Source organism: Streptomyces sp. Ru62 (genome assembly GCF_002920615.1).
GTDB lineage: Bacteria > Actinomycetota > Actinomycetes > Streptomycetales > Streptomycetaceae > Streptomyces.
Map to the genome: position 1 here is coordinate 21,297 of NZ_PQSU01000049.1, position 25,831 is coordinate 47,127.

Annotated in this window: 13 protein-coding genes, 1 tRNA gene and 2 pseudogenes; 4 read left to right on the plus strand and 12 right to left on the minus strand. The window is 71.4% G+C overall.

Annotated features, from left to right (window positions below):
* Positions 1–159 precede the first annotated feature (159 nt).
* The 3 genes and pseudogenes from C3492_RS40290 to C3492_RS40300 all read left to right on the plus strand — a co-directional run.
* Positions 160–5,217 carry an ATP-dependent helicase gene (locus C3492_RS40290; protein ID WP_103817561.1) on the plus strand — a complete coding sequence of 1,686 codons (5,058 nt, stop codon included), beginning with the start codon at positions 160–162 and terminating at the stop codon, positions 5,215–5,217.
* Positions 5,218–5,386: 169 nt separating this feature from the next.
* The gene (locus C3492_RS40295; protein ID WP_103817562.1) at positions 5,387–6,232 is read left to right on the plus strand and encodes a DNA-formamidopyrimidine glycosylase family protein; all 846 of its coding nucleotides are present in this window, start codon (positions 5,387–5,389) and stop codon (positions 6,230–6,232) included.
* A 71-nt stretch (positions 6,233–6,303) separates the two neighbouring features.
* A pseudogene (locus C3492_RS40300) lies at positions 6,304–6,642 on the plus strand (SDR family NAD(P)-dependent oxidoreductase); the annotation flags it as partial.
* On the opposite strand, the gene C3492_RS40305 reads toward C3492_RS40300, so the two are convergent.
* From C3492_RS40305 to C3492_RS40355, 10 genes and pseudogenes are all read right to left on the minus strand, one after another.
* Positions 6,590–6,868 (minus strand): hypothetical protein, encoded by a 279-nt coding sequence (locus C3492_RS40305; RefSeq protein WP_103817578.1) that lies wholly within the window; start codon positions 6,866–6,868, stop codon positions 6,590–6,592. The pseudogene C3492_RS40300 and the gene C3492_RS40305 sit on opposite strands and share 53 nt — an antisense overlap.
* A gap of 251 nt (positions 6,869–7,119) precedes the next feature.
* A complete protein-coding gene (locus C3492_RS40310; protein ID WP_103817563.1) occupies positions 7,120–7,590 on the minus strand; it encodes a Dps family protein in 471 nt (156 codons plus the stop codon).
* Between the two features lie 279 nt (positions 7,591–7,869).
* On the minus strand, positions 7,870–8,244 hold the full coding sequence (locus C3492_RS40315) for a helix-turn-helix domain-containing protein (protein ID WP_014675397.1): 375 nt from the start codon (positions 8,242–8,244) through the stop codon (positions 7,870–7,872).
* A 109-nt stretch (positions 8,245–8,353) separates the two neighbouring features.
* Positions 8,354–8,899 (minus strand): CinA family protein, encoded by a 546-nt coding sequence (locus C3492_RS40320; protein ID WP_103817564.1) that lies wholly within the window; start codon positions 8,897–8,899, stop codon positions 8,354–8,356.
* On the minus strand, positions 8,896–9,666 hold the full coding sequence (gene pgsA, locus C3492_RS40325) for a CDP-diacylglycerol--glycerol-3-phosphate 3-phosphatidyltransferase (RefSeq protein WP_103817565.1): 771 nt from the start codon (positions 9,664–9,666) through the stop codon (positions 8,896–8,898). Before pgsA ends, C3492_RS40320 begins: the two co-directional genes overlap by 4 nt.
* Positions 9,663–11,135, minus strand: a complete 1,473-nt coding sequence (gene rimO / locus C3492_RS40330) for a 30S ribosomal protein S12 methylthiotransferase RimO (RefSeq protein ID WP_103817566.1) — start codon at positions 11,133–11,135, stop codon at positions 9,663–9,665. Before rimO ends, pgsA begins: the two co-directional genes overlap by 4 nt.
* A 95-nt stretch (positions 11,136–11,230) precedes the next feature.
* Complete coding sequence (locus C3492_RS40335) at positions 11,231–12,076, minus strand: helix-turn-helix domain-containing protein (RefSeq protein WP_181140809.1); 846 nt, start codon at positions 12,074–12,076, stop codon at positions 11,231–11,233.
* Positions 12,077–12,358: 282 nt separating this feature from the next.
* Entirely contained in the window at positions 12,359–15,109 is a 2,751-nt protein-coding gene (locus C3492_RS40340; RefSeq protein WP_181140810.1) for a DNA translocase FtsK, read from the minus strand.
* A 139-nt stretch (positions 15,110–15,248) separates the two neighbouring features.
* On the minus strand, positions 15,249–15,929 hold the full coding sequence (locus C3492_RS40350; RefSeq protein WP_103817570.1) for a two-component system response regulator: 681 nt from the start codon (positions 15,927–15,929) through the stop codon (positions 15,249–15,251).
* 294 nt (positions 15,930–16,223) lie between these two features.
* A pseudogene (locus C3492_RS40355) lies at positions 16,224–21,682 on the minus strand (HAMP domain-containing protein).
* Positions 21,683–22,091: 409 nt separating this feature from the next.
* Here C3492_RS40355 and C3492_RS40365 point away from each other — a divergent pair.
* Complete coding sequence (locus tag C3492_RS40365) at positions 22,092–24,851, plus strand: SpoIIE family protein phosphatase (RefSeq protein ID WP_103817571.1); 2,760 nt, start codon at positions 22,092–22,094, stop codon at positions 24,849–24,851.
* A gap of 44 nt (positions 24,852–24,895) precedes the next feature.
* Here C3492_RS40365 and C3492_RS40370 read toward each other — a convergent pair.
* Both C3492_RS40370 and C3492_RS40375 read right to left on the minus strand, forming a co-directional pair.
* Positions 24,896–24,971: transfer RNA gene (locus C3492_RS40370), tRNA-Thr, on the minus strand.
* An 83-nt stretch (positions 24,972–25,054) separates the two neighbouring features.
* Positions 25,055–25,717: a DegT/DnrJ/EryC1/StrS family aminotransferase gene (locus C3492_RS40375; protein WP_103817572.1), complete on the minus strand. Its 663-nt coding sequence runs from the start codon at positions 25,715–25,717 to the stop codon at positions 25,055–25,057.
* Between the last annotated feature and the right edge of the window lie 114 nt (positions 25,718–25,831).

The following is a 25,831-nucleotide window of genomic DNA, read 5'->3' on the forward strand; positions in this document are numbered from 1 at the left end:
GCCGCCGGCACCCCGCCCGACCCGAACGCCCAGCCCCCGCAGTCCCCTCGCCGCCCGCGCAACCGGCCCGCACCCCTCGGCGCCTCACCCCACCGCCCCGTACGCGCCCCGTTTGCCCAGGTCAGGGCGATTGTCAGTGGGTGGGTGCAGGATGGACGCATGGTCAGCTCCGCACACCGAGCCCTCGACGGCTTCTCCCCCGCGACCCGCGGCTGGTTCACGGGGGCCTTCTCCGCGCCCACCGCGGCCCAGGCGGGCGCGTGGCAGGCCATCCGGGAGGGCTCGGACGTGCTGGTGGTCGCCCCGACCGGCTCCGGCAAGACGCTGGCCGCGTTCCTCGCAGCCCTGGACCAACTGGCCTCGACCCCGCCCCCGGCCGATCCCAAGAAGCGCTGCCGGGTGCTGTACGTGTCCCCGTTGAAGGCCCTGGCGGTCGACGTCGAGCGCAATCTGCGCAGCCCGCTGACCGGTATCCGCCAGGAGTCCGTGCGGCTGGGCCTGCCCGAGCCCGAGGTCAGGGTAGGCATCCGCTCCGGCGACACCCCGGCCGCCGAGCGCCGCGCCCTGTCCACGCGCCCGCCGGACATCCTGATCACCACCCCCGAGTCGCTGTTCCTGATGCTGACGTCGGCCACGCGCGACGCGCTCACGGGCGTGGAGACGGTGATCCTGGACGAGGTGCACGCGGTCGCGGGCACGAAGCGCGGCGCGCACCTCGCGCTCTCCCTGGAGCGGCTGGACGAGCTGCTGCCCAAGCCCGCCCGCCGTATCGGCCTGTCGGCGACCGTGCGCCCGGTGGACGAGGTGGCCCGTTATCTGTCCCCGCGCCGCAAGGTGGAGATCGTCCAGCCCGAGTCGGGCAAGGAGTTCGACCTCTCCGTGGTCGTCCCGGTCGAGGACATGGGCGAGCTGGCGGGCGCCCCGGCCGCCGACGCCTCCGAGGGCGGGGAGCGGCCGTCGATCTGGCCGCACGTGGAGGAGCGGATCGCCGACCTCGTGCAGGCCCACCGGTCCACGATCGTCTTCGCCAACTCCCGCCGTCTGGCGGAGCGGTTGTGCAACCGGCTCAACGAGATCGCGTACGAGCGCGCCACCGGCGAGACCCTGGAGGAGCACCACTCCCCCGCCCAGCTGATGGGCGGCTCCGGCGCGGCCCAGGGCGCGCCGCCGGTGATCGCCCGAGCGCACCACGGCTCGGTCTCCAAGGAGCAGCGTGCCCTCGTCGAGGAGGACCTCAAGGCCGGGCGGCTGCCCGCGGTGGTGGCCACCTCCAGCCTCGAACTCGGCATCGACATGGGCGCCGTGGACCTGGTGGTGCAGGTCGAGTCCCCGCCGTCGGTCGCCTCCGGTCTGCAGCGGGTGGGCCGCGCGGGACACCAGGTCGGCGCCGTCTCCACCGGTGTCGTCTTCCCGAAGTACCGGGGCGACCTGGTCCAGGCCGCCGTGGTCACCGAGCGGATGCGCACGGGCGCGATCGAGTCGCTGAAGGTGCCCGCGAACCCGCTGGACGTGCTCGCGCAGCAGCTGGTCGCCATGACGGCGCTGGACACCTGGCAGTTCGACGACCTGCTCGCCGTGGTCCGTCGGGCGGCCCCGTTCGCCTCGCTGCCCGAATCGGCGTTCACGGCGACGCTGGACATGCTGGCGGGCCGCTATCCGTCGGACGCGTTCGCGGAGCTGCGCCCGCGCGTGGTGTGGGACCGCGTGACCGGGGACATCACCGGCCGCCCGGGCGCCCAGCGCCTCGCCGTCACCTCCGGCGGCACGATCCCGGACCGCGGCCTGTTCGGCGTCTTCCTCGCCGGTTCCGACCCCAAGAAGGGCGGCGGCCGGGTCGGCGAGCTGGACGAGGAGATGGTCTACGAGTCCCGGGTGGGGGACGTCTTCACGCTGGGCACGAGTTCCTGGCGGATCGAGGACATCACGCGCGACCGGGTGCTCGTCTCGCCCGCGCCGGGCGTGCCGGGTCGGCTGCCCTTCTGGAAGGGTGACCAGCTGGGCCGGCCGCTGGAGCTGGGCCGCGCGGTGGGCGCGTTTCTGCGCGAGGTCGGCTCGCTGGCCAAGGACGACGCCCGGCTGCGGCTGCTGGCGGCGGGCCTGGACGCGTGGGCGGCGGACAACGTGCTGTCGTACCTGGACGAGCAGCGCGAGGCCTGCGGCCACATCCCGGACGACCGCACGATCGTCGTGGAGCGGTTCCGTGACGAGCTGGGCGACTGGCGGGTCGTCGTCCACTCGCCGTTCGGCGCCCAGGTCCACGCCCCCTGGGCCCTCGCCCTCGGCGCCCGCCTGTCCGAGCGGTACGGCATGGACGCGCAGGTCATGCACGCCGACGACGGCATCGTGCTGCGCCTGCCCGACGCCGACCTGATGGGCCTGGACCTGCTCGACCAGGAGCCCGTGAAGGCCGGCACCGAGTACGACAGCGACCAGGCCCCGGTCGGCGCGGCCGACGTCGCCTTCGACAAGGGCGAGGTCGACCAGATCGTCACCGACCAGGTCGGCGGCTCGGCGCTGTTCGCCTCCAGGTTCCGCGAGTGCGCCGCCCGCGCCCTGCTGCTGCCGCGCCGCAATCCCGGCAAGCGCACCCCGCTGTGGCAGCAGCGCCAGCGGGCGGCGCAGCTGCTCCAGGTGGCGAGCGAGTTCGGCTCGTTCCCGATCGTCCTGGAGGCGATCCGCGAATGCCTCCAGGACGTCTTCGACGTCCCCGGGCTGGTCGAGCTGATGGGCGACATCGAGTCCCGCAAGGTGCGCCTGGTCGAGGTCACCACCCCGGAGCCGTCCCCGTTCGCCCGCTCGCTGCTGTTCGGGTACGTCGCCCAGTTCCTGTACGAGGGCGACTCCCCGCTGGCCGAGCGGCGCGCCGCCGCGCTGTCGCTGGACTCTCGGCTGCTGGCCGAGCTGCTGGGCCAGGCCGAGCTGCGCGAACTGCTCGACGCCGAGGTGCTGACCGAGCTGGAGCGCGAGCTCCAGTGGCTCACCGAGGACCGCCGGGTCAAGGACGTCGAGGGCGTCGCCGACGTGCTCCGGCTGCTCGGCCCGCTGACCGACGCGGAACTGGTCGCGCGCGGTGCGGACCCGCAGTGGGCGCGGGAGCTGGCCGGGGCCCGCCGGGCGATCAAGGTGCGGATCGCGGGCGCCGAGCACTGGGCGGCCGTCGAGGACGCGGGCAGGCTGCGCGACGCGCTCGGCACGGCGCTGCCGGTCGGTGTCCCCGAGGCGTTCACCGAGCCGGTCAAGGACCCCCTGGGCGACCTCCTCGCGCGCTACGCCCGTACCCACGGCCCGTTCACCTCGGCCACCGCGGCGGCCCGGTTCGGCCTGGGGGTGGCGGTCACCGAGGGCGCGCTGCAGCGGCTGGCCGCGGCCGGCCGGATCGTGCAGGGCGAGTTCCACCCGGCGGGCATCGGGCAGGAGTGGTGCGACGCGGCCGTGCTGCGCCGACTGCGCCGCCGTTCCCTCGCCGCCCTGCGGCATGAGCTGGAGCCCGTGCCGCCCGCCGCTCTCGCCCAGTTCCTGCCGCAGTGGCAGCACATCGGCAAGGGCCATGGCCTGCGGGGCATCGACGGACTGGTGCGGGCCGTCGAGCAGTTGCAAGGGGCCTCCGTGCCGGCCTCCGCGCTGGAGAAGCTGGTCCTGCCCTCCCGCGTGGCGAACTACACGCCCTCGATGCTGGACGAGCTGACCGCCGCGGGCGAGGTGGTGTGGGCCGGGGCGGGCGCCCTGCCCGGCAAGGACGGCTGGGTCTCCCTCTATCTGGCGGACGCGGCCCCGGTGCTGCTCCCGGCGCCCCACCCGCTGGAGCTGACCGCGCTCCACCAGTCGGTCCTCGACGCCCTCTCCGGTGGCTACGGCCTGTTCTTCCGGCAGATCGCCGACCAGGTCCGCGCCACCACGCACCCCGACGTCACCGACCCGCAGCTGGCCGACGCGCTGTGGGACCTGGCCTGGTCGGGCCGGCTCACCAACGACACCCTGGCGCCGATGCGTTCCCTGCTGGGCTCGGGTCGCACGGCCGGCTCGACCGCCCATCGTGCCAAGCGTGCCGTCCCGCGCGGGCGCTACGGCTCCCTGACGGCCGCCGCGCGCACCGCCTCCCGCACCGGGCCGCCGACCGTCGCCGGCCGCTGGTCACTGCTGCCCGCCGCCGAGCCGGACGCCACCGTGCGCGCGCACGCGCTGGCCCGCACTCTCCTGGACCGGCACGGTGTGGTCACCCGGGGCGCGGTCGCCGCCGAGGGCGTCGAGGGCGGCTTCTCAGCGGTGTACCGGGTGCTGTCGGCGTTCGAGGAGAGTGGTCAGGCCCGGCGCGGTTACGTGGTCGAGGGGCTGGGCGCGGCCCAGTTCGCCATGGACGGCGCGGTGGACCGCCTCCGCGCGGTGGCGAACGCCCGCGAGCGGGCGGAGGGCCTCCCGTCCCCAGCCCGCCCACAGGGCTTCGGCTTCCCTGGTGGTGCGAACGGCTTCGGCGCCCCGGATGCCGTGAACGGCTTCGCCGGGCCGAACTTCCCGAACCCGTTCGACGGTCCCGACGGTCGTTCAGCCACCACCGGCACCCCGCACGGACACACACCCCCCGGTGCCTTCGACGGAGCCGAGGGCGGTTTCGGCCACCCCGGCCTCGACGGCGACTTCACCTGGCCCCCGGAGGACCCCTCCGGCGGCGACGGTGCCCCCACGGCAGACCGCGACCTCGCCGACCCGTTCGCCTCCCCCGGCTACGGCGGCCCCCGCGGCGGCGGCCCCACCCACTACGGCTCGACCGCCTACGGCGCGGCCCCGTACCGCGGTTATGGCAACGGTCGGCTGGGCACCGCCACGCCCGATCCCCGCGCCGTGGTCCTCGCCGCGGCCGACCCCGCGAACGCCTACGGCTCCGCGCTGCCCTGGCCGGAACCGCCGACCGGAGCCGGGCACAAGCCGGGCCGCAAGGCGGGCTCGCTGGTCGTCCTGGTGGAGGGCGAGCTGACGCTGTACATGGAGCGCGGCGGCAAGACGCTGCTGGCCTGGCCGAGCACCCCCGACACGGCCGCGACGGACGACCCCCGTCTGCGCACGGCCGCCGAAGCGCTGGCCGCGGCAGCCCGCGCGGGCTCACTCGGCACGGTCACGGTCGAACGGATCAACGGCACCCAGGCCCTGACCTCCCCCATAGGCACCCTCCTGGAGGCGGCGGGATTCGTGGCGACACCGCGCGGCCTGCGCCTGAGAGCGTGAGGCCCAGTAGGCCGGGCGGCGGGGACCGACACCGACACGGGGCCGGTCCTGATCCCGTCGCCCCGCACTCCCGCCGACCCGACGCCCATCAGGCCGCGCTCCCGGCGCCCCGAACCGCCATCGGCCCGCGCCGCCACCCCCTCTCACCCCACCGTGGCACCCTTGACCCATGCCCGAAGGTGACACGGTCTGGCAGGCTGCGCGGCGGCTGCATGAGGCCCTCGCGGGCAAGGCGCTGACCCGCAGCGACTTCCGCGTGCCGAAGTACGCGACGGTCGACCTGACCGGCCGCAGGGTGCTGAACACCATCCCGCGCGGCAAGCACATCCTCACCCGGTTCGAGGGCGACCTGACCCTGCACACCCACCTGCGCATGGAGGGCGCGTGGAAGGTGTACGGCCCAGGCGAGCGCTGGCGGGGCGGACCGGCGTACCAGATCCGGGCGGTTCTCGGCACCGCCGACCGTACGGCCGTCGGTTACCGGCTACAGGTCCTGGAGCTGCTGCGCACGACCGAGGAGGAGCGGGTCGTCGGCCACCTCGGCCCCGACCTCCTCGGCCCCGACTGGGACCCCGAGCGCGCCCTGGCCAACGTCCTCTCGGACCCGGCCCGCGAGCTCGGCGAGGCCCTGCTGGACCAGCGCAATCTGGCCGGCATCGGCAACGTCTACAAGAGCGAGCTGTGCTTCCTCCTCGGCGTGACCCCCTGGCTGCCGGCCGGGGCGCTCCCCGCGGAGCTCGCCCGGCAGCTGCCCGCGCTGGCCAAGCGACTGCTGGAGACCAACCGCGACCGCCCGGTCCGGCAGACCACCGGTCTGCATCGGTACGACCTGTTCGTCTACGGCCGCGCACCCCGCCCGTGCCTGCGCTGCCACACCCCCGTGCGGGTGGCCGACCAGGGCGACGGCTCCCAGGAACGCCCCACCTACTGGTGCCCCACCTGCCAGAGGGGCCCCGCCCCCGCCCCCGGCACACCCCAACGCTGGCGCGACAAGTACCCGCGCCGCACCGGCTGACCGACCGGCCCGACCGTCCGACCGGGCCCAACCCCCTCAGACCCGGCCCCCTCGCCGACGCCGCCATACACACCGGCCCGGTGGACACCGGTGGCGCCGGGCTTCGCTGCTACAACGCGGCGAAGGCGGCCGTGACGCAGTGGACCAAGACACCGGCCACCGAGGTCGGCCCGCACGGCATCCGGGTCAACGCCGTCGCGCCGGGCTGTATCCGCACTCCCATGACCGACCGGCGCGACCGCGCGGCACAGGCCCGCTGCGGGGCCGCGATGACCCGGACGACCCCGCTGGGCCGGGCCGGCGAACCGGACGACGTCGCGCACGCGGTGCTGTACCTGGCGTCGGATGCGTCGGCGTTCATGGCGGGTCAGATACTTCGCCCGAACGGGAGCGTGGCGATGCCTTGGTGACGTCCCCCGCCCGCCAGGCGGCCACCCAACGCCCCGGGTGCACGGCGCCGGTCGCGCGCCCCTTGGGCACACAGTGCACCGGCAGCAGGCTCAGCCCCCAGCCACCGGCGGCGACGGCCCCTTCCAGCACGCCCGAGCCCTCTCCCACGGCGAGCCGCAGCACGGCCCACCACCACACCGCTCCCAGGCCGAGCGCCAGTCCCCAGCGCACTGTCCGTCCCGCCATGCCCGCCATCACCTCCAGCCGGACGCTAGACCGCCGCCCCGACCGCGCGGGAGGCGCACCGAGGGCTCACTGATGCAGCGCCGGGAGGCGCAAGCAGCCCGTCCGGCGCTCACGGCAGGCTTCCGTGCAGGGCGCCGGGGCTTCCGTGCAGGGCAGGCTCCGACGGGCTTCCACGCAGGGCCGGCTCCGACCGGATCCCACGCAAGGCCCCGACAGGCTTCCACTCCGGGCTCCGCCCCCGGCCGCACCGCTTACGCGTTCTCCGCCTGGAACATCCAGTGGTGCTTCTCCAGGTCCGCGGTGATCCCGATGAACATGTCCTGGGACACCGGGTCGGGCTGTGCGGTCGCCTCCACCCGCTCCCGCATCCGGATGATCACCGAGCCCAGCGCGTCCACCATCGTCCCGACCGCGTCCGCGTCCTTGATCCACCCGGCCGGGGTGGTCTTGATGCCGCTGCCGGAGGCCACCGTGCCGACGCGTCCGTCGGGCGGTATGCCCAGCGCAGAGGCCCGCTCGGCCACCGCGTCCATATGGGTGCGGGCGGAGTCGACCACCTCGTCCAGCTGGAGGTGGACGGAGCGGAAGCGCGGGCCGACGACGTTCCAGTGGATCTGCTTGGCGACCAGCGAGAGGTCCACGAGATCGACGAGGGCGCTCTGGAGCGCCTCGGACACGGTCTTCAGGTCTCCGTCGGCCAACGGGCTCTTCACGACGTACATCCGCTTCCTCCGGTGGTTCGGGCGCCGTCACGTCCCTCCCACGATGACCGCAGCCCGCAGCACCGGCAAATGGGCGCACATCCGGCACAGTGCGTGAAAAAGCCCCGGCCGGCTCCTCAGGTCTCCCTGGAGAAGCCGGCCGGGGCTCAAGCCGTATCGGACCGCTCGACCCGCACCCGGGTCGCTTCGCCCGCGTCCCGGTCACATCACCCGTGTCCGGTCGCTTCACCGGTAGCGGATCGTCACTCGTCCCGGAGCGTCAGACCACGTCCGCGAATCTCACGCGGCGACGACGTCCACCGCTTCCGCGGGCGCCTTGATGGTCACCCGTTCCGGTGGCACGCCGGTCACCGACACGGAACCCAGCATCGGCCGGACCGGCGTGGGCACGGGCTCGGTGGCCCGGGCGGACTGGGCCAGTTCGGCGAGCGCCAGTTCGTCGCTCACCTCTCGCATCAGTTCCGACATCCGTACGTCCAGCGCGTCGCAGATGGCGGCGAGCAGTTCGGAGGAAGCCTCCTTCTGCCCCCGCTCCACCTCGGAGAGATAGCCGAGTGAGACTCGGGCGGACGAGGAGACTTCGCGCAGAGTACGGCCCTGGCGTTGGCGCTGCCGACGCAGCACGTCACCCAGCAGGCGACGGAGCAGAATCATCGGTGGCTCCCTCCTCGGACCGCGTAGCCGCATCCTTCTCGCCCCACCGTACCGCCTTGCGCCGCGGCCGTGCGGGGAGCGATGTCGTGTTCACTCAGGGCTGCAAACATCAAAACCCCCCGTTCCGTTCCGTATCCTGTGCCCGCTCATTCCCAGTCTGTTCGCCCGCAAGCTGCTCCAGAAGCACTGCGAGTACGCTCCGTACACTCTCCATACGAATTTCCGCACGGCTGCCGTTCAACCGCAGACCCTCGACTTTTCCGCCACCGGCAGAACCGGACCGCGGGGTGAAGGGTCCGTCGACGGCCACGAAGACCGTCCCGACGGGCTTGCCGTCCTGCGGATCGGGGCCGGCGACCCCGGTGGTCGCGATGCCCCAGTCGGCGCCCAGTGCCTTGCGGACCCCGGCTGCCATCTGGCCCGCGACCTGCGGATCCACCGCTCCGCGCTGGGCCAGCAGGGTGGCGTCGACACCCAGCAGCTCATGCTTCAGTTCGGTTGCGTACGCGGTGACCGAACCCCGGAACACCCGGGACGCGCCGGGTACCCCGGTGATCTCCGCCGCCACCAGGCCACCGGTCAGCGACTCCGCGACGGCGAGGGTCTCTCCCCTCACGGTCAGTAGTCGCACCAGTTCGGTGGCCTGGGAACTCACGCTTCCTTCTCCTCCAACGCTGCCGTGCGCTCGGCGATTCCCCGTCGGCGCAGCACAACGGCTTGTCTTATGTAGTCGAGGCCCGTGACGACGGTGAGGACGACCGCCGCGGCCATCACCCAGAAGCGCAGGCTGGCGAGCCACCCGGTCAGGGCCAGGACGTACATGCCGACGGCCACGCCCTGGGTGAGCGTCTTCAGCTTGCCGCCCCGGCTGGCGGGGATCACACCGTAGCGAATGACCAGAAAACGCAGCAGGGTGATGCCGAGTTCCCGGCCGAGGATGACGGCCGTCACCCACCACGGCAGATCACCGAGGGCGGACAGACAGATGAGCGCCGCACCCATGATCGCCTTGTCGGCGATGGGGTCGGCGATCTTCCCGAAGTCGGTGACCAGGTTGTAGGTGCGCGCCAGATGCCCGTCGAACAGGTCGGTGATCATGGCGATGGCGAAGGCCGCCCAGGCCAGGGAGCGCCAGGCCGGGTCATAGCCGCCGTCGGCGAGCATCAGTGCCACGAAGCCGGGCACCAGGACCAGCCGGAGCATCGTCAGCAGATTGGCGACGTTCCAGACGCTCGCCTGGTTGACGGCCGCGGCCGCGATCTTCGCGCCGCGCGGCGACTTGCCGCCCTCGGGAGCCGTGGCCGGACCCGAAACAGAACCGGAGACCTCGGACGGGGTTCCGCCGTCGGCAGCGGCGGCGGAGCCCCGGGCGCCCTGCGCGCCGGAGGAGCCGCCCGCGGCGGATGCCGGGACTCCGGTCATCTGCCCGCCTCCTCACTACACGCGAGCGAGCCGGTCAGCGGCTCGGCCACCAGGTCGACACCTTCGGTGCCGACCACCTTCGCCTCGACCATACGTCCGACGCTCAGACCCGCGCCGCTCGTGAGGAGCACCTGGCCGTCGGTCTCCGGCGCCTGGTGCGCGCCGCGGCCATGGACGCCCTCCTCCTCGTCCACGGACTCCACCAGGACCTGGACGGTCTCGCCGACGCGTTCCTCGGCGCGCTGCGAGACGAGTTCCTCGGCGAGCCGGGAGATGTGAGCCAGGCGCTCGGCGACGACGTCCTCGTCCAGTTTGTTGTCGTACGTCGCCGCTTCCGTGCCCTCCTCGTCCGAGTAGCCGAAGACACCGATGGCGTCCAGCCGGGCGCCGTTCAGGAAGCGCTCCAGTTCGGCGAGGTCGGACTCGGACTCGCCGGGGAAGCCGACGATGAAGTTGGAGCGCACACCGGCCTCGGGGGCCTTGCTCCGGATGGTGTCGAGCAGTTCCAGGAAGCGGTCGGTGTCGCCGAAGCGGCGCATGGCGCGCAGCACGTCGGGCGCGGAGTGCTGGAAGGACAGGTCGAAGTACGGGGCGACCTTCGGCGTGGAGGTCAGGACGTCGATGAGTCCGGGGCGCATCTCGGCCGGCTGGAGATAGCTCACCCGGACCCGCTCGATGCCGTCGACCTCGGCCAGCTCAGGCAGCAGGGACTCCAGCAGGCGGATGTCACCGAGGTCCTTGCCGTAGGAGGTGTTGTTCTCGGAGACCAGCATGATCTCCTTCACGCCCTGCTCGGCCAGCCAGCGGGTCTCGTTCAGGACGTCGCTGGGGCGGCGGGAGATGAAGGAGCCGCGGAAGGAGGGGATGGCGCAGAAGGAGCAGCGCCGGTCGCAGCCCGAGGCGAGCTTGACCGAGGCGACCGGGGAGCCGTCGAGACGGCGACGCAGCGGCGCACGGGGGCCCGAGGCGGGCGCGACGCCCTCCGGGAGGTCGGCCGGGCCGTGCCCGGGCAGTGCGACGGACGCTGCCGACTGCTGGCGCTCGGCCGGGCTGATGGGCAGCAGCTTGCGCCGGTCGCGGGGGGTGTGGGCGGCGTGGATGCCGCCGGACAGGATGGTCTGCAGGCGGTCGGAGATGTTCGTGTAGTCGTCGAAGCCGAGGACACCGTCGGCCTCGGGCAGCGCCTCGGCCAGTTCCTTGCCGTACCGCTCGGCCATGCAGCCCACCGCCACGACGGCCTGGGTTCTGCCGTGGCTCTTGAGGTCGTTGGCCTCCAGCAGCGCGTCGACGGAGTCCTTCTTGGCGGCCTCCACGAAGCCACAGGTGTTGACCACGGCGACGTCGGCGTCCGCGGCGTCCTCGACGAGCTGCCAGCCGTCCGCCTCCAAACGGCCTGCGAGCTCCTCGGAATCCACCTCGTTACGAGCGCAGCCGAGAGTGACGAGTGCGACGGTACGGCGTTCAGGCATGGGCTCAAGACTACTTTGTCTCACTGACGGCCCACGTCGACGGGGTTGGCCGATCAGGGCCGACTCCGTCACACGTCCGTCCCGCGGGCCCGTCGTCAGCCTGCGACCGGGTCGCCCTTCGTGTAGGTGAGGCGCTCCACCGCGCCGGGCCGGAAGGTGTCCTCGATCTTCTTGCCGTTGACGTACAGCTCGATCGCCCCGGCGTCGCCGAGGATCAGGTTGATCTTGGAGCTGTCCTGGAAGGTCTTGGACTCGCCCTTCTTCAGCAGCCCGTCGTAGAGCATCCGGCCGTTGTGGTCCTTGGCCGAGATCCAGCTGCGTCCGTTGGGCGCGCTGACCTGGACGGTGACCTTGTCCTGGGGCGCGGCGGCGATGGCGCTGTCGGAGGGCTCGCCGGTCGGTGCGGCGGGCTTCTCCTGCTTCTTCGGCGTGGGCGAGGCGGACTTGCCGGGCGTGCTGGTCTGACCCTCGGCGACCTGCGACTTCGCGTCACCGGAGGCTCCGCCGCCCTTGAACGCGGTGAACCCGACGAACCCGATCACGACGACGATCGCGGCGACCATCGCGGCGGTCCAGTTCGGGCCGCGCCTCTCGGGCCGGATCCGCTCCGCCTCGAACAGAGGTGCGGCGGGCGTGGGCGCGGGCCGGCCGCCGTGCTCGGCGTCGTACTGGGCGATCAACGGCTCGGGATCGAGGTGGACGGCCTTGGCGAGCGTGCGGATGTGCCCACGGGCGTAGACATCGCCGCCGCAGGGGGCGAAGTCGTCCGCCTCGATGGCGCGCACGATGGCGATACGGACACGAGTGGCACTGCTGACGTCGTCCACGGTGAGCCCGGCCGCGATCCGCGCCTGCTGCAGCGCGCGGCCCACGGAGGGTCGGGCTTCCTGGGACTCGTCTCGGAACGGACGCTCGTCTTCAGGGGAGTTGCCGATGGACACGGGGGCGCCTTTCGAGCGTGTAGCCACCTGTGCTGGAAGCTCAGTCTAGGGGGGGTACGAAAGGGTGGGACAACCGGACGGTAGGACATTTGTGCGCCATCGGATTGGCCGGACAATCCGATGGTTTGACAGGCTGGTACCCCATGATGGGACGCCTACCTGTCCTTTCGCTCAACTGGACGTACGACAAAGGGAAACGGTTGCCCGCTGCTCGCTAACGGGTGGGTCACGGCGGCCCCGCCACCCGGCGTAACCCACGTCCGCCGAACGGCCCTTCGCGCCTCACCCGTCCGACTCCCCGCGGATCACGGCGAGCACGCCGTCCAGCTCGTCGGGCTTCACGAGAACGTCACGTGCCTTGGAGCCCTCGCTCGGCCCCACGATGTTGCGGGACTCCATGAGGTCCATGAGCCGGCCGGCCTTGGCGAAGCCGACGCGCAGCTTGCGCTGGAGCATGGACGTCGAGCCGAATTGGGTGGAGACGACCAGCTCGGCCGCCTGGCACAGCAGGTCCAGGTCGTCGCCGATGTCCTCGTCGATCTCCTTCTTCTGCTTGGTGCCCACGGTGACGTCGTCCCGGAAGACCGGCGCCATCTGCTCCTTGCAGTGCCGGACGACGGCCGCGACCTCCTCCTCGGTCACGAACGCGCCCTGCATGCGCGTGGGCTTGTTCGCGCCCATCGGCAGGAACAGGCCGTCGCCCTTGCCGATCAGCTTCTCGGCACCGGGCTGGTCGAGGATGACCCGGGAGTCGGCGAGCGAGGAGGTGGCGAAGGCCAGCCGGGAGGGCACGTTGGCCTTGATCAGACCGGTGACCACGTCGACCGACGGGCGCTGGGTGGCGAGCACCAGGTGGATGCCGGCCGCGCGCGCGAGCTGCGTGATGCGCACGATCGCGTCCTCCACGTCCCGCGGCGCGACCATCATGAGGTCGGCCAGCTCGTCCACGATCACCAGCAGATACGGGTACGGCTGCAGCTCGCGCTCGCTGCCCTCGGGCGGCTTGGCCCTGCCCTCGCGCACCGCGCGGTTGAAATCGTCGATGTGCCGGTATCCGTAGGCGGCCAGGTCGTCGTACCTGAGGTCCATCTCGCGGACCACCCACTGGAGGGCCTCGGCCGCCCGCTTGGGGTTGGTGATGATCGGGGTGATCAGGTGCGGGATGCCCTCGTAGGCGGTCAGCTCCACGCGCTTGGGGTCGACCAGGATCATCCGGACGTCCTCCGGGGTCGCCCGCATCATGACCGAGGTGATCAGGCAGTTGATGCAGGACGACTTGCCGGAGCCGGTGGCGCCGGCGACCAGCATGTGCGGCATCTTCGCCAGCGAGTGCATGACGTACCCGCCCTCGACGTCCTTGCCGAAGGCGACCAGCATCGGGTCGTCGTCCTCCGCCGACTCCGCCAGACGCAGCACGTCGCCGAGGTTGACCATCTCCCGGTCGGTGTTCGGGATCTCGATGCCGACGGCGGACTTGCCGGGGATCGGGCTGATGATCCGCACGTCCGGGCTGGCCACCGCGTAGGCGATGTTCTTGGTCAGCGCGGTGATCCGCTCGACCTTCACGGCGGGACCGAGCTCGACCTCGTAGCGGGTGACCGTCGGACCGCGGGTGAAGCCGGTGACGCGCGCGTCGACCTTGAACTCGGTGAAGACCTGGGTGAGCGAGGCGACGACGGCGTCGTTTGCCGCGCTGCGGGCCTTGCCGGGGCCGCCGCGCTGGAGCAGGTCCAGGGAGGGCAGCGCGTAGGTGATGTCGCCGGACAGCTGGAGCTGCTCCGCGCGCGCGGGCAGCTCGCGGGGCACCTCCGGGGCCTTCTTGGTCAGGTCCGGGACGGATCCGGTCGTCAGCCTCTCCTGCTTGGGGCGGGCCGCCGGGACCGGCTTGGGGGCGGGAGCGGGGGCCGGCTCGTCGGCGGGCTCCGGTGCGGGCACCGGGGTGGTGTCCTCGCGTTCGCCCGCGCTCACCCCCTGGGTGAGGTCGGCGACGAGCGGGGACGGAGGCATGCCGTGCAGGACGGCGCCGTCGAGCGCGGCGGCGGCCGCCGCCGCGACGTCCACGGCGTCCATCTGCCGCTGCAGGTCCGGCTGGGGCACCGCCGAGCGCCTGGGGCGACCGCGGCGCTGCGAGAGGGCCTCTTGCTCGGCGCTGTCGGGGTCGTACGCCTGCGGGGCGGCGGAGCGTCGGCGGGGGCGCGCGGGCGTCGCCTCGCGCCACTGCTCGTCGTAGTACTCCTCCCCGAACCGGTCCTCCTCCGGGTCGCGCAGCAGGCCCAGGTGCACGCCGAGCGTCCGCAGCCGCTGCGGGATGGCGTTGACCGGGGTGGCGGTCACCACGAGCAGCCCGAAGACGGTCAGCAGCACCAGCAGCGGTACGGCGAGCACCTCGGTCATGGTGTACGTCAGCGGGGTGGCCGCCGCCCAGCCGATGAGGCCGCCGGCGTCCCTTATGCCCTGCATGCCGTCGCTGCGCGCGGGCGAGCCGCAGGCGATGTGGACCTGGCCGAGGACGCCGACGACGAGCGCGGACAGGCCGATCACGATCCGCCCGTTGGCCTCTGGCTGTTCCGGGTGCCGGATGAACCGTACGGCGATCACCGCGAGCAGTATCGGCACCAGCAGGTCGAGCCGACCGAAGGCGCCGGTGACCAGGATCTCGACCAGGTCGCCGACGGGGCCGCGCAGGTCCGCCCAGGTGCCGGCGGCGACGATCAGGGCGATGCCGAGCAGCAGCAGCGCGACGCCGTCCTTGCGGTGGGCCGGGTCGAGGTTCTTCGCTCCCTGCCCTATGCCGCGGAAGACGGCGCCGACGGCGTGCGCCAGGCCGAGCCAGACGGCGCGCACGAGCCGGTACAGGCCCCCGGTCGGGCTGGATGCCGGCCGCGCGGGCACGGCCTTCTTCGCCGGGGCCTTCTTGGCGGGCGCCTTCTTGGCCGGGGCTTTCTTCGGGGCGGCCTTCTTCGCCGGAGCCTTCGCGGGAGCCGCCGCCTTCTTGGCGGGCTGCTTCTTGGCTGCGGAGGGACGTGAGGCCATGGTGTGAGGTTACCGGGGGAGACGACAGCGGACACGTGTGCCCACAGCTTCACCCGTTCGTGTCGTGCCTGCGGGGGCTCGGAACTGACGCACACTCATCCGCGACCCGGTCCCGGTGTACGTCAGTTCCGCCTGTACGTCAGTTCTGCGAGGGCACCGAGGCACCGGCGCCGCCCGTGCCCGGCTCCAGGGCGTCGAGCGCCCGGCGCAACCCGGTGAGCTTGCGCTCCAGATGGGCTGCCGTGGCCACCGCGGCCGCGTCCGCGGAGTCGTCGTCCAGCTGCTTGGACAGCGCCTCCGCCTGCTCCTCGACGGCCGCGAGCCGCGCGGACAGCTCGGCGAGGAGCCCGGCCGGCTCCTTGCCGGCGGCTCCGCCCTTGCCGCCGCCCTCCAACTGGAGCCGCAGCAGCGCCGCCTGCTCCCGCAGCTGGCAGTTCTTCATGTACAGCTCGACGAAGACCGAGACCTTCGCACGCAGCACCCACGGGTCGAACGGCTTGCTGATGTAGTCCACCGCGCCCGCCGCGTAGCCCCGGAAGGTGTGGTGCGGGCCGTGGTTGATCGCCGTGAGGAAGATGATCGGGATGTCCCGGGTGCGCTCGCGCCGCTTGATGTGCGCGGCGGTCTCGAACCCGTCCATGCCCGGCATCTGGACGTCCAGCAGAATGACCGCGAAATCGTCCGTGAGCAGCGCTTTGAGCGCTTCCTCCCCGCTCGATGCCCGCACCAGCGTCTGATCGAGCGCAGAGAGGATGGCCTCCAGCGCCAGCAGATTCTCCGGCCGGTCATCGACCAGGAGGATCTTGGCCTTCTGCACCATGGCCCGCCCTCCTCGCCCCGGCGGTACACCGGGCGCCGCCCCAGGGGACGACTCCCTTTCGCCGCCCGTCCTTGTGCCGGTCATCGTAGCCGCACCCCGCCTGTCGCCACACCCTGTCACCGCGATGTCACTGTGCACACAACGGAAACGCGGCAAGACCCCGGACGGTTCCCGGAATCCGGAATTCCGCCACGTACCCGGCCTTCATCATGCAGCAACTCCCCGCGCCCGCCGAAGGTTCCCCCGGCGTTCACCGCACACCCGTCCGATCCGCTCACCATGGACACTCCTCGGTCACTCCGCGGTCATCCACTGACGCATCACCGACAGCAGGTGATCAGGATCGACCGGCTTGGTGACATAGTCGGAGGCGCCCGACTCGATCGCCTTCTCCCGGTCGCCCTTCATCGCCTTCGCGGTGAGCGCGATGATCGGCAGCCCCGCGAACTGCGGCATCCTGCGGATCGCCGTGGTCGTCGCGTAGCCGTCCATCTCCGGCATCATGATGTCCATCAGGACGACCGCCACGTCGTCGTGCTGCTCCAGCACCTCGATGCCCTCACGGCCGTTCTCCGCGTACAGCACCGACAGGCCGTGCTGCTCCAGAACGCTCGTCAGCGCGAACACGTTGCGGATGTCGTCGTCGACGATCAGCACCTTCTCGCCGCCGAACCGCACCGCGCGGCCCTGCTGCGGCGCGCGCTCCTGCTCCGGCACCGCGGTCCACTGCTCGGGCCGCTGCCCGTCCTCCGGCCGGCTCCGCCGCCGGCGCCTGAAGAGCGCGGCCGCGCCGTTCTGCGTCTCCTGGTACGACTTCACCTCGGCCGGCGTCTCGATCTCCACCGCGGACAGCTCCGAGGACAGGTGCGCCTCGGAGGCGACCAGATCGCCGGCCTCCAGCGCGGGCACGGACTGCTGGTAACCCTGCGGCGGCAGTTCGCTCGGGTGCAGCGGCAGGTAGAGCGTGAACGTCGAGCCACGGCCCGGTTCGCTCTGCGCGTGGATCTCACCGCCGAGCAGCTGCGCGATCTCCCGCGAGATCGACAGGCCGAGGCCGGTGCCGCCGTACTTGCGGCTGGTGGTGCCGTCCGCCTGCTTGAACGCCTCGAAGATCACCCGCATCTTGCTGGCCGCGATGCCGATACCGGTGTCCGTCACCGAGAACGCGATCAGCTCGCCGCCCGGATCGCGCAGCGAACCGGCCTCCAGCAACTGTTCCCGGATGGACTGCGGCACGCTCGCGCCCGCGGGCCGGATCACCAGCTCCACCGACCCCGAGTCGGTGAACTTCACCGCGTTGGACAGCAGGTTGCGCAGCACCTGGAGCAGCCGCTGCTCGTCGGTGTGCAGGGTCGCCGGCAGCTCCGGGGAGACCCGGACGGACAGGTCCAGGCCCTTCTCCGCGGTCAGCGGCCGGAAGGTGGCCTCCACGTAGTCCACCAGCTGGACGAGCGCGATCCGCGTGGGGGAGACGTCCATCTTGCCCGCCTCGACCTTCGACAGGTCCAGGATGTCGTTGATCAGCTGAAGCAGGTCGGAACCGGCGCCGTGGATGGTCTCGGCGAACTCCACCTGCTTGGGCGAGAGGTTGCCCTCGGCGTTGTCGGCGAGCAGCTTCGCCAGGATCAGCAGCGAGTTGAGCGGGGTACGCAGCTCGTGCGACATGTTGGCGAGGAACTCGCTCTTGTAGCGCATCGAGACCGCGAGCTGCTCGGCACGTTCCTCCAGGACCTGCCGGGCCTCCTCGATCTCGGTGTTCTTCACCTCGATGTCCCGGTTCTGCCGGGCCAGCAGCTCCGCCTTCTCCTCCAGTTCGGCGTTGGACGCCTGGAGCGCCTTCTGCCGGTTCTCCAGCTCGGCCGACCGCTCCCGCAGCTGCTCGGTCAGCTCCTGCGACTGCTTGAGCAGCTGTTCGGTCTTGGTGTTGACCGAGATGGTGTTGACGCTGGTCGCGATCATCTCGGCGATCTGGTTGAGGAAGTCCTTCTGGATCTGCGTGAACGGCGTGAAGGACGCCAGCTCGATCACCCCGAGCACCTTGCCCTCGAACAGCACCGGCAACACGATGACCTGCGCGGGCGGCGCTTCGCCGAGCCCCGAGGAGATCTTCAGGTAGCCGCTCGGCGCGTCCGACACCAGGATCGTGCGCTTCTCCTGCGCGGCCGTGCCGACCAGCGCCTCACCGGGCCGGAACGACGTCGGCATGGAGCCCATCGAGTAGCCGTACGAGCCGAGCATCCGCAGCTCGTAGTCGTCCTCGCCGTTGCCGACGCCCTTGCCCTCCATGAGCGGCATCGCCACGAAGAACGCGCCGTGCTGCGCGGACACCACCGGCGTCAGCTCGCTCATGATCAGCGAGGCGACGTCCTCCAGGTCCCGGCGGCCCTGCATGAGGGCCGAGATCCGGGCCAGGTTGCCCTTGAGCCAGTCCTGCTCCTTGTTGGCGATCGTGGTGTCACGCAGATTGGCGATCATCTTGTTGATGTAGTCCTGGAGCTCCTGGATCTCGCCGGACGCGTCCACGTCGATCTTCAGGTTCAGGTCGCCGCGGGTCACCGCGGTCGCCACGCGCGCGATGGCCCGCACCTGCCGGGTCAGGTTCCCGGCCATCTCGTTCACGGACTCGGTGAGGTCCCGCCAGGTGCCGTCGACGTCACGCACGCGTGCCTGACCGCCCAGCTGCCCTTCCGTACCCACCTCACGGGCCACCCGGGTGACCTCCTCGGCGAAGCTGGACAGCTGGTCGACCATCGTGTTGATCGTCGTCTTCAGTTCGAGGATCTCGCCGCGGGCGTCAATGTCGATCTTCTTCGTCAGGTCACCCTTGGCGATGGCCGTGGTCACCATGGCGATGTTGCGCACCTGACCGGTCAGGTTGGACGCCATCTGGTTCACCGACTCGGTGAGGTCCTTCCAGGTACCGGCCACACCCGGCACGTGCGCCTGGCCGCCCAGGATGCCGTCCGTGCCCACCTCACGGGCCACCTTGGTGACCTGGTCGGCGAACGAACTCAGCGTCTTCACCATGGTGTTGATGGTGTCGGCGAGCTGCGCGACCTCACCGCGCGCCTCGATCGTCACCTGCCGCGTCAGGTCACCGTTGGCGACGGCCGCGGCCACCTGGGAGATGTTCCGCACCTGCATCGTCAGGTTGTTGGCCATCAGGTTGACGTTGTTGCTGAGGTCCTTCCAGATGCCCGTGACGCCCGGCACGTGCGCCTGGCCGCCCAGGATGCCCTCGGTGCCCACCTCGCGGGCCACCCGGGTCACCTGCTCGGCGAAGCTGGACAGCTGGTCGACCATCGTGTTGACCGTCGTGACGAGCTCAAGGATCTCGCCCTTCGCGTCAACAGTGATCTTCTTGGACAGGTCACCCTTGGCGACCGCCGTCGTCACCTCGGCGATGTTGCGCACCTGGATCGTCAGGTTGTTCGCCATGAAGTTCACGGACTGCGTGAGGTCCTTCCAGGTGCCGGAGACACCCTGCACCTCGGCCTGACCGCCGAGCATGCCCTCGTACCCACCTCACGGGCCACCCGCGTGACCTCCTGGGCGAACGACGACAGCTGGTCCACCATCGTGTTCAGGGTGTTCTTCAGCTCCAGGATCTCCCCGCGCGCGTCCACGGTGATCTTCTGGGACAGGTCACCGCGCGCCACGGCGGTGGCGACCTGCGCGATGTTGCGCACCTGGGCCGTGAGGTTGCCGGCCATGCCGTTCACGGAGTCGGTCAGGTCCCGCCACACACCGGCCACACCGGGCACCTGCGCCTGCCCGCCCAGGCGGCCCTCCGTACCCACGTCCCGCGCGACGCGGGTCACCTGGTCGGCGAAGGCGGACAGCTGATCAACCATCGTGTTGATCGTGTTCTTCAGCTCAAGGATCTCGCCGCGCGCGTCGACGTCGATCTTCTGCGACAGGTCACCGCGCGCCACGGCCGTCGTCACCTGGGCGATCTGCCGCACCTGGGACGTCAGGTTGCCGGCCATGAAGTTGACGGAGTCCGTCAGCTCCTTCCACGTACCGGAGACGCCGTCCACCCGGGCCTGACCGCCCAGCCGGCCCTCCGTACCCACGTCCCGGGCCATCCGCGTGACCTGGTCGGCGAAGCTCGACAGCTGGTCCACCATCGTGTTGACGGTGTTCTTCAGCTGGAGCATCTCACCGGACACGTCCACGGTGACCTTCTGCGACAGGTCGCCGTTGGCCACCGCCGTGGTGACCTGGGCGATGTTGCGCACCTGCCCGGTGAGGTTGCGGAACGCGGTGTTGACGGAGTCCGTCAGGTCCTTCCAGGTACCGGCCGCCCCCGGCACCTGCGCCTGGCCGCCCAACTCACCCTCGACACCGATCTCCCGCGCGACCCGCGTCACCTCGGCACCGAACGCCGACAGCTGGTCCACCATCCCGTTGACGGTGTTCTTCAGCTCCAGCATCTCGCCGGCCACGTCCACGGTGACCTTCTGCGACAGATCACCGCTGGCCACCGCGGTGGTCACCGCGGCGATGTCCCGCACCTGGGTGGTCAGGTTCCGGAACACCGTGTTGACGGAGTCCGTCAGGTCCTTCCACGTACCCGCGGCGCCCGGCACGTTCGCCTGCCCCCCGAGCCGCCCCTCCGCGCCGACCTCGTTCGCCACCCGCGTGACCTCGTCCGCGAAGATCCGCAGCGTCTCGGTCATCTGGTTGATCGTCTCGGCGAGCTGCGCGACCTCCCCGCGCGCGGGGACGGTCACCTTCTGCGACAGATCACCGTTGGCCACAGCGGTCGTCACCTGGGAGATCCCCCGCACCTGCGCGGTCAGGTTGCCCGCCATCGTGTTGACGGAGTCCGTCAGCTCCTTCCACACGCCGGCCACCTCGGGCACCTGCGCCCGGCCGCCCAGGATGCCCTCCGTGCCCACCTCCCGGGCCACCCGCGTGACCTCGGAGGAGAACGCCGAGAGCTGGTCCACCATCGTGTTGACGGTGTTCTTCAGCTCCAGCATCTCGCCGGCGACATGGACGGTCACCTTCCGGGACAGGTCACCCTTGGCCACCGCCGTGGTCACCAGGGCGATGTCCCGCACCTGGGCGGTCAGCCGGTCCGCCATCGTGTTGACGGACTCGGTCAGGTCCTTCCACGAACCGGACATCCCGCGCACCCGGGCCTGGCCACCGAGCTTGCCCTCGGTGCCGACCTCGCTGGCCACGCGCGTGACCTCGTCCGTGAACGTCGACAACTGGTCGACCAGGTTGTTGACGGTCCGGCCGACCTTCAGGAACTCGCCCCGCAACGGATGCCCCGTACCGCCGTCCGGCGCCTGCGTCCGCAGCTCCATCCGCGGCGACAGATCACCCTCGGCGACCGCCGTGAGCACCCGGCTGACCTCCGAGACCGGCCGGACCAGGTCGTCCACCAGCGCGTTGGAGTTGTCGATCGCCGTCGCCCAGGAGCCCTCACAGGCCCCCGTCTCCAGCCGCTCCGTGAGTTTTCCCTCACGCCCCACCATGCGCCGCACCCGCGACAGCTCACCGGTCAGATGCAGATTCCGGTCGGCCACCTCGTTGAAGACGGCCGCGATCTCCGACATCACGCCGTCACCGGAGACCGTGAGCCGCTTGCGGAAGTTCCCGTCGCGCATCGACACGAGGGCCGCCAGCAGCCGGTTCAGGGCAGCCGTGTCCACCGTGGTGGTGCCGCCGCTCCTGCCCAGGGACGATTCGCCTTTCGCGCGCGTCCTCGTGCCTCGCGTCGCCGCGCCAGACTCCACTGTGTCCCTCCCGGAGGGGTAGACCGTCACTGCTGTGCTCGGCCGCTTCGGCCCGGCTGCCGGTCATCGGCATACCGGTTACTTCCGCGTACCGGTTACTGCTGCGTATTCCTGCCAGACGAGATCCGGCCACACCAGGAGCTGCTGCCCGCCCTGCACGGAACCCACTCGGCCAGGCCCGACCTTCGTCAGAAGCCTGCCCAGTGTTTCACCCCGGCCGAACCAGGCCATAACAGTTCGGCAGCTTCGCACATCGTCCGCACACCCTGGGGGCGTAAACACCGGCGACCGGCATCCGCCAGGACCGCGAAGGTAAGTAACCTTGCATGCGGCTGTCCAGCCGCACCGGTTTGACCGGTCTGGGCGGTGGCACGAGTACGAGCGGGCATCGGAGGGGCGGCCGGACACCATGACCACCGGACTGATCCCCGGGGGGCAGCCCCCGGAGCCACAGCCGACAGGCGAGCTGATGCCGCAACAGCGGAGCGAGCCGGCCGGCCACGCAGCCCCGCATGTCGACAACCGGCCGAGGAGTTCTGTGATCACCGCGCGCGCGGCTGCCAGTTTCGAGCCCGTCGGACGATCGGTCGCGACCGCCCGGTCCTTCGTCCGCGACACCCTCCAGGGCTGGGGGTTCGCCGACATCGTCGACGACGCGGTCGTCCTCACCAGCGAACTGGTGACCAACGCCGTCGTCCACGCGGGCACACACGCGGAGGTGCTGTGCCTGCGCACCGAGGACGGCGTGCGCATCGAGGTCTCCGACCGCTACCCGGAGCGCGAGGTCCCCCTCCAGAGCTCCGCCGTCGCCATGAGCAGCCCCGACCGCGAAGGCGGCCGCGGCCTCCAGCTCTGCGCGGCCCTGGCCACCCGCTGGGGCGTGGACTACACCCCCACCCACAAGAACGTCTGGTTCCAGCTCAACCTGCCCGAGCGCCCGGTCGGCACCCGCACCGCGGGCCCGGCCCTGCCCCCCGACCTCCTCCCGCTGGCCGACGGCCGCGTCCGCGTCGCCGTCCTCCAGGTCGACCGGAAGGGCGGCATCAGCGCCTGGAACGAGGACGCCGAGGAGCTGTTCGGCTACCCGGCGTCCGACGTCATCGGCAAGCCTCTCACCGACCTGGCCGCCTGGCCGCACACCCCGGGCACCGGCACCGGCATCGCCGAGGCCCTCCAGCTCTCCCGCTGGGAGGGCACCTACGGCATCCGCGGCGCCGACGGCCGTGTGGCCCAGGTGTACGCCTCCCACCTCCGGGTCCGCGACACCGGCGGCGAACCCTCCACCGTCTGCCTCCTCGTCCGCGACCACGAGCGCGCCGTCCTGCAGACCCCCTCCCGCGTCCCGGCCACCGACCCGGCCCCGTCCGCCGACGGGCAGAGCACCGACCCCTTCGAGGTGTTCATCGGCTCCCCCGCCCCCGACGACCTCGACGGCCTGCTCCAGCGCACGGTGGAACGCGCCCGCGACATGCTCGACGGCGACTCCGCGTTCCTCCTGCTCGCCACCGACGACGAGACGGAACTGGAGGTCCGCGCCTCCACCGGCCTGCCCTCCGCCCGGCAGCGCTTCGCGCGCGTGCCCGTCGAAGCGGGCCCCGGCCGCTACGGCTCCGCCCGCATGCCCGCCGTCCACGACGACCTCGCCGCCGTCCCCGGGGCCGTACCCCTGCTCGCCGGAACCGGCATGCGCTCCGTCGTCACCGTCCCGCTCAAGGTCGAGGGCCGCCTCACCGGCTCCCTCGGCGTCGCGGCGGAGGCACCCGGCCGGTACACCAACGAGGAGGCGCTGCGCCTCCAGTTCGCCGCCGACCGCATCGCCCTCGCCGTCGAGTCGGCCCGCCTCGGCGAACTGGAACGGCTGCGCCGCGGCTCCCTGAGCTTCCTGGTCGAGGCCTCCGACCTGCTGGCCGGCACCCTGGACCGCGACCAGACCCTCGCCCTGATGGCCCAGATGACGGTCCCGACGCTGGCCACCTGGTGCGCGGTCTACACGATCGCCGACCAGGCCTCCGAGCCGTACCTGTCGTACGTCCTGCACGAGGACGAGGAACTCATCGACGGCATCAAGTCCCTGCTGTCGAAGGTCCCCCCGCCGGACCCGGTGCCGACCCCCGGCGCCCGCGTGTGGACGGCCCCCGGCGAGGTCGCCCATCAGGCCGCCCTGCGCACCTCCATGCGCAGCCTGGGCCTGGCCGGCGGCCCCACGCACCAGATCGCCTCCGGCATCGGCCCGACGCTCGCGACGGCCTCCGCGGTCGGCGGGGAGACGGTCGTCCTGCCGCTCGTCGCCCGCAACCGCGTCATCGGCATGCTGACCCTCGGCAAACCCACCGACGAGCACTTCCGCCAGGAAATCCTGGAACTCGCCGAGGACTTGAGCCGCCGCGCCGCCCTCGCCCTGGACAACGCCCGCCTGTACTCCGAACGCACGGCCATCAGCCAGTCCCTCCAGCGCAGCCTGCTCCCGCCGGGCCTGCCGCAGATCGACGGCGTCGAGGTCGAGGTCATCTACCGCGCGGCCGGCGAGGGCAACGAGGTCGGCGGTGACTTCTACGACCTCTTCCCCATCGGCGACGGCGCGTACGGCTTCGCCATCGGCGACGTCTGCGGTACGGGCCCCAACGCGGCGGCGGTCACCGGCCTGGCCCGGCACGCCCTGCGCCTGCTGGCCCGCGAGGGCCTGTCCGGCCCGGCCGTGCTGGAGCGCCTGAACTCCGCGATCCTCGACGAGGGCGACCGCAGCCGCTTCCTGACCCTCCTGTACGGCGAGATGCGCCCCCAGGAGGACGGCAGCGCCGAGCTGAAGGTGGTCTGCGCCGGCCACCCGCTCCCGCTGCGCCTGCGCCAGGACGGCACGGTGACGGCCGCGGCCGAACCCCAGCCGCTGCTGGGCGTCATCGAGGACTTGGAGCTGTACGAGCAGACGGTCACCCTCGACCCGGGTGACGTGCTGCTGTGCGTCACGGACGGCGTCACCGAACGCCGGGAGGGCTCGCGCATGCTGGGCGACGACGGCCTCGCCGACGTCCTCACGACGTGCACGGGTCTGACGGCGGGCGCGGTCGCGGCACGCATCATGCGCGCGGTCGAGCGTTTCGCCTCCGACGCCCCCTCCGACGACATGGCCATTCTGGCGATGCGCGTGCCGGGAATCCACAAGGAGGCCTGAGGAAGCACGAAAAGGCCCCACCCGGAAGGGTGGGGCCTTTTTGCTGGAGCCCCCAAACGGAATCGAACCGTTGACCTTCTCCTTACCATGGAGACGCTCTGCCGACTGAGCTATAGGGGCCTGTCGTTTTCGAGGTTTCCCTCGCGGCGACGAAGAAACTGTACCCCGAGCAGGCCCGAGTTCCCAAATTCGTGCGCGCCCGGTCAGAAGGCGGGCTGAAGCAGACCGCCCAGGGCGTTGCAGGCGGACACTATGCGGTGCATCTCCCGCTTGGTGAGCGCGGCGTCCACGGGCAGCGCGAGCGTTTCGTCGGCGGCCAGCTCGGTCTCCGGCAACGACACGCACCGGCGGAACTCCGGCAGCCGGTGCACGGGCGTCTTCACCGGCACCCGGCAGTCGACTCCCTTGGCCCGTACGGCCCGCGCGAACGCGTCCCGGTCCGGCCGGCCGTTCCCCGGCACCCGCACGACGTACTGCTGGTAGGTGTGCCCGTCCCCGCCGTCCGGCGTCCGTACGCCCTTCAACTTGGCGTCGAGATAAGCCGCCCGCTGCCTGCGCTGCGCTATCTCGTCGTACGGCGCCTCCGACTCGCCCTGCTCCAGCACCAGCAGTCCGTACCGCTGCCCGAGCGCGTGCAACCGACCGATGTCGGCCCGCCGTCCGAAGCGGTGGACGACAACCACCGCGGCCGTACGTGCGGTTACGGCCGCCTCGACCGCGTCCGGGTCGAGGCAGTAGGTCACGGGATCTATGTCCGCGAACACCGGGAGCGCGCCCGCCAGGGTTACGGCCTCGGCGACCTCGACGTTCCCGAAGGCCGGTACGACGACCTCGTCACCGACTCCTACGCCGGCGGCCCTGAGCATTGCTGCAGTTCCCATGTCTGGGATGCTGGGCTCGCAACGTGAACGACACGTTACGCACAACAGAAAAAGGCCGGACCCCGAACCGAAGTTCAGGATCCGACCTCTTCAACAATT